The organism is Vibrio sp. 10N.286.52.C3 (assembly GCF_041468865.1).
GTDB lineage: Bacteria > Pseudomonadota > Gammaproteobacteria > Enterobacterales > Vibrionaceae > Vibrio > Vibrio crassostreae_C.
The window spans coordinates 1-5,569 of sequence record NZ_JBFRJM010000088.1 but is presented as its reverse complement, the minus strand read 5'-3'; the positions used below and the strand labels follow the sequence as shown (position 1 = coordinate 5,569).

Here is a 5,569-nt window from a genome sequence, read left to right as displayed (position 1 = left end):
AACTACCTTGAAAAACACCGTTAACAGTTATTGTAGACTCAACAACTTCTGGCCAAGCTGACCTGGTTGAGCTAAAGAATAAGACAAAAAACTCAAGCGAATTCCTGAGAGTTTTAGACTTATCATATTTAACATGGGAAGACTTGTCAGGAAAAATTTCTTTATTAGACAGAGAAAAAAATCCAATCATACTTTTATCTGCATATAAAGATTCCAATAGCAGCCACTTGAATTTTGATGAGTCACTTACATTTATTACTAATAATACAAAAGCCCCAATATATCATCCATATAAACATGGTATTGGTCAGGGAGCTACTGGTGGTATTATTTTGAGTCATGAGGTACAAGGTTTTACCGCTGGGGAGTTGATTTTAAAAACTCTTAGCATCGATAATATTGAACTACCTGATATTATAATAAATGCTCCTACTATTGCATATTTTGATTTTCTACAGTTGAAAAAACATAACATAGACATTAAAAGACTACCTATTAATAGCCTTTATATTAATAATCCAAAATCTTTCTACAAAGAAAATCAAGATATTATTTCAATATTATTGTTATTGGTTGTAACAGTACTCTTTGCATTGTTGTCATACGTATTCATCAGACAAAAAGTAATTAATAACGAACAACTAAAGCTTAAATCAATTTTAGATACGGTAGATGATTACATATATCTTAAAGATCGAAAGGGAAAATATATTTATGCCAATAAAAAAATGCGAGAGCAGTTTAACCAAGGTGTAGATACTGTATCTGGAAAAAAAGACACTGATTTTTTCCCTCCTGAGATAGCTAATGAAATAAATTCTATCGACAACAGCGTTATGGATACAGGTATCCAATATTGTGAAATAGAGACTTATTGGCGAAGAGACTCTGGAAAACAACAAACAGTAAATACGCGAAAAGTACCGTTATTCGATAAACGTGGTAACGTGTATGCTCTATGTGGTGCATCGACTGATATTACACAGCTTAAACAACAAGAAAAATTAATCGAGCAAATCGCTTACCTTGATCCTACACATGGCCTAGTCAATCGAGTCGACTTATACACACAATTGTCTAATGCAATGTCTCGAGCAGTCAATACTTCTTCAACACTCCTTCTCGCGATTATAGATATTGATAATTTCAAACATGTGAACTCAAAGTTTGGACATACATTTGGAGATGAATTTCTTAATGACTTTTACTTTAAAATCAATGATTTAATAAAAGAAAACGGATCTGTAATTCGTTTGAGTGGAGATGAGTTTTACATCATTATCGAAAAATTAAGTGATGATGTCTATAATGATTTTTCTTATTTTAAGAATCAACTCCCACTAAATTTTTCGCATAAAGGTTCTCAATGCGAACTTACCGTTTGTGCTGGTATAAGTACTTTTCCGGACGAAACATATGTAAAACCTGAACAATTAATAAGACAGTCTGAATTTGCCCTTTATGAGGCGAAACAACAAGGCCAAAACCAAGTTTACTTTTTGCATGACGGTGACAGAATTGAATTAAATGAACACAATATTAAGAATGAAATACTTCGAGGTCTACATGACAATCAGTTTATCTTTCACTTCCAACCTAAAGTCTGTACTAGGGATAATTCATTAGTCGGTTGTGAGGCTCTTATCAGATGGAATCACCCAATTAAGGGACTTCTTGGACCTGGACAATTCTTACCTGAGATCTATAAGCTTGGTTTGTCAGACACCCTTGATAATTGGGTTATCAATAAAGCCCTCGATACAATTCAACATTGGCGTTCAATTGGTTATCACTGCCCTTTAAGTATTAATATATCACACTCTTTTATAGCTAAAGAACTTGCTCTTATACTCAAAGAGAAAGTGTTACAGGGAAATGAAAAAAATTTATTATTACTCGAAGTTGAAATATTGGAAACGCATGCTGTCGACAATATAGAGACGGCAGCAGAATCAATAAAGAAATGTAAAGAGTTTGGGGTTTCGTTTTCTATCGACGATTTCGGTACTGGTTATTCTACACTAACATATTTGCAGAAATTACCAATTAATACACTAAAAGTAGATCAGAGGTTTGTAAGGCACACAATCAGAGAAACAGAGCGTGGCATTCTGAAAGGGATTTTAGTTTTCTGTGAGGTATTAAACCTACAGCCTATCGTCGAAGGTGTTGAAACCTTAGAACAACTGAAAGTTCTACAAGAACTAGGCTATGATACTTTCCAAGGATACTTTATATCTAAACCTTTAAATGAAGTAGATTACTTAGAATGGATTTCTAAGAAAATACCTGCTTGTGATGATAATATCGTTGGCCCGAGAAAGAGTAACTCAACTTTTAAGCCACTCTTAATATAGCCATAAGCTCTCCCTAAATATTGGTTTAATATAAAAGCTTTTACTTCATGAATTTTAAAATGATTTAGAGGGTTAATCCTGTAACAAAAGATTGGGGCTATTTTCATTGTCTAATCCTCTTAAATATCTCAGGACCATACTGTCGCTTTTCCAGTCTCCAAGCTGTATTAATTGGGTTAAGCTTAACCCGGCGGCGTAACCATCTTGCAGCGCACCAACACGGCTAGAGTGGCCACTCCAGATGTCTCGATGATGACGTTTACTAGTTACAACGTCACCAGATTGTTCTAAACATCGATGTGCACGTTGGTAAATTCTATCAACGGTCATTCCAGACATTGGGGTTTCTCTGTACGCCGCTGGCCTCAGGCCTTTTGATGTAAGCCAGCTGAAGATATATTCATTGTCTTCTAGATTTTCACAATACTCTGTTAAATACGTGCGAAGAATGGACGCAAAGCGACCTGTTAATCGCTTAGGTTCAGGGGTAATACTAGTTTTCGATGAGACACGATCAATGTTAACATCTCGATTATCCAATATTGTGATATGTTTTTTTCGGATAGCCCCAATTTCTGATTCACGTAGTAAGGTTCCATAAGCAATAGTAAGTACTGTTAAGTCTCTGAATCTCATCGGGTACTTGTGGTTACCCCAAGTATCCATTAGTTTATTTAAATGAACTTTCTTGAACGGTTTTGCCTGTAAATCAATAAGTTGTTCTCCTGTAATCTCCATTTCATCTTTCGGAAGCGAAGTGAAGAAGGTTTTCACGGAGAGCTTTTTTGTTATGTCTTCAATTTCCATTATTTTATGGAACAAGCTTAACTGGGCTCGATACTGTCGAAGGGTATTGATTTTCACACCTTCGATTTTTAATGCTCGGAACCAATTTAATAAGATGTATTCATTAATAGGGAAACTATATATTGCTTCGGCTTTACAATAATAATCCCACTTTCGTAGTACGAAGGACAACATCTTTAATGTGTTGGTGCTGAGACCGCCGCGATTGTCATCAAACACCTGCAGTTGTTTTACAACTTTAGGCAATTCATGCCAATCGGGCGCAAAACTGTCAGTTAAGTCGGGCAACTGAACCTTAAATCGCTTGAGTGTTTCTTTTTGCGTGGACCATTGTTCTTGTGTTTCTTTTTGAGATTTTAAGTGTGACAGCGTCACTTGATTTTGCTTGATAATTAGCTTTTTGTTATCCATAGTAAACCCTACACAAATAGTGTGATATAAATGTAATTATATCACACTATGTAATATTATATAACTTGGCATCCTTCAAACCAAGAAGCTATCTTTTTCTTATGCAGGATATTTTGATACAACGATAAGATCTTCATCTACTTTAGAAAACGGATGTGCCGTTAAATCTAGATAAAGCACTGGCATCTGACTTGTTGCTGCACATGAATCATAAGGAAAATGACTCAGCTAGGTGTCAATAAAGTCTGCTTCGGAGAGTTCCAAAATAAGAGTACTTCTAAATACTTTCACTAACTCGGATATCACACTCTGGGCCGGCCCAAAATATAGATTCTAATCCACCGCTTTTGGCCTACGCAGAAATCAAGTATCCATCAGCTGTTTCACTAAACAGCTTAAGAGCTTTATACAGATTTGACTTACGTTACCGTTGGCACCTGTCACCACATTGAGACTTGATAGCGGAGCAACGATTTCTTTGAGCGAGCGATAGTTTTGATCGCGAATGCTTCAATCACGGGAGTTCATCAAAAATGAAAAAAACACAATATCGTTAGATTATACAAGCATAAACTTTATCATAGAGCCTAGTACTTAATTTTAACTAATCGTTTGATTTAAAAGTATTATTTTTGAATACCGAACCTCACACTAGCAAGGTTTTGTTGCAAATTGCCACATATGATGCAATACGCTACAATTAACATCAACAAACAAATGACCATCAACCAAGGTAAGACATATGGCTACTACAAGCGTTAGACTTGATGAGAGCCTAGTAGATAGAGCTGCAACTATTGGAACAGCTTTAAATCGAACGACCCCCAAGCAAATTGAACATTGGGCAAAAATAGGCAAGATCATGGAGGATAACCCTGACTTAACCTATGAGTTCGTACTACAGGCAATCATCGCTCATGCCGAATTAGAGCACGGGAATACGACCTCTTATGAATTTAGCGAAAGTAACAAAGATTGAGCAAACTACGACATTTGCCAAGGCTGTAAAAAAGCTACACAAAAACCAGAAACAAGAGCTAGATAAAGCAGTGAAAGGGGTTATAGAAAACCCTTTTATTGGCGTGATGAAGAAAGGCGATTTGTCTTTTCTTAGGGTGCACAAGTTTAAGATAAACAAACAGCTCACCTTGCTCGGGTACAACTACGATGAAGACGGGACGTTAGTCCTGACCCTAATGGCGTTGGGCAGTCATGAAAACTTTTATCGAGATGTATCCAGAACATTTAGGTGACCAAAGCCTTGCCAAGCGCGAGGCTTTTTTGTGGAACGAGTGAGGTATATGCTAATTATACTAAATATTTTTTACGTACAGCGTTGATATGTAACCTTAAGGCTATCAGTATGCTTACCCAAGGCTAAGCTGCCTGTCGGCAGTGAAGTGTTAATTTCATCGCTGAAGGCTTGATTATTAAAGTAATTAAGGGAAATAAGATGAGTAGATTACCAAAATCAATTATTAGATTTAACTCTGGATCACGCCCATTAGAAATACTCATTTGTGGTGGCAAAGAACCAAGTGATGCTCCTTGGATAAACCGATTTATGGGCTAGGTTCTGTAATGATTAGTGAGCTTGATTGGCCTGACGGACAGAAAGCGAGTTCTGAAGAAATCAAAAACTACCTCAAACACCTACAAACTGATCGAAAAAAACTTAAGGTTAGCTAACGCTGAAGGAAAGGTGGAATCTACATCCCGTGAAACATCTCGGGGATTAACAGCATGAGAAGAATGGATAAGTTTTAGTGCGATAAAAGCCCATGAACAGGGTGTGAATGAGTAAAAGATCTCGCCAATAATAGGGCACTTCTGAATTGAGAAGTGCCATCTGTGAAGGTTCTGGACAAAACTTTGTCAGCGTCTTTACTAAATTAGCAACTCATAAATTATCTCAAGTATGGTAAATCTTCACCCGCATAAGGGGCCGTAAAACGTAGCGGCGACTTGATGCGATTGTTGAACGAAGCCGCTAC

Annotated in this window: 4 protein-coding genes; 3 read left to right on the top strand and 1 reads right to left on the bottom strand. The window is 36.7% G+C overall.

Going from position 1 to position 5,569, the window contains the following annotated elements:
* The first annotated feature begins 143 nt into the window (after positions 1–143).
* Positions 144–2,357, top strand: a complete 2,214-nt coding sequence (locus tag AB4138_RS22890; RefSeq protein ID WP_372307830.1) for an EAL domain-containing protein — start codon at positions 144–146, stop codon at positions 2,355–2,357.
* Between the two features lie 72 nt (positions 2,358–2,429).
* Here the strand turns inward: AB4138_RS22890 and AB4138_RS22885 are convergent, their stop codons facing one another.
* On the bottom strand, positions 2,430–3,575 hold the full coding sequence (locus AB4138_RS22885; protein ID WP_102370520.1) for a tyrosine-type recombinase/integrase: 1,146 nt from the start codon (positions 3,573–3,575) through the stop codon (positions 2,430–2,432).
* 742 nt (positions 3,576–4,317) lie between these two features.
* On the opposite strand from AB4138_RS22885, the gene AB4138_RS22880 reads away from it, so the two are divergent.
* Entirely contained in the window at positions 4,318–4,554 is a 237-nt protein-coding gene (locus AB4138_RS22880; protein ID WP_016794242.1) for a TA system antitoxin ParD family protein, read from the top strand.
* On the top strand, positions 4,526–4,828 hold the full coding sequence (locus AB4138_RS22875; protein WP_102370519.1) for a type II toxin-antitoxin system RelE/ParE family toxin: 303 nt from the start codon (positions 4,526–4,528) through the stop codon (positions 4,826–4,828). Before AB4138_RS22880 ends, AB4138_RS22875 begins: the two co-directional genes overlap by 29 nt.
* Positions 4,829–5,569: the final 741 nt, after the last annotated feature.

Coding starts and splice junctions, on each gene's coding strand:
- AB4138_RS22885 (WP_102370520.1), bottom strand. CDS start 3,575: ATGGATAACAAAAAGCTAATTATCAAGCAAAATCAAGTGACGCTGTCA.
- AB4138_RS22880 (WP_016794242.1), top strand. CDS start 4,318: ATGGCTACTACAAGCGTTAGACTTGATGAGAGCCTAGTAGATAGAGCT.
- AB4138_RS22875 (WP_102370519.1), top strand. CDS start 4,526: ATGAATTTAGCGAAAGTAACAAAGATTGAGCAAACTACGACATTTGCC.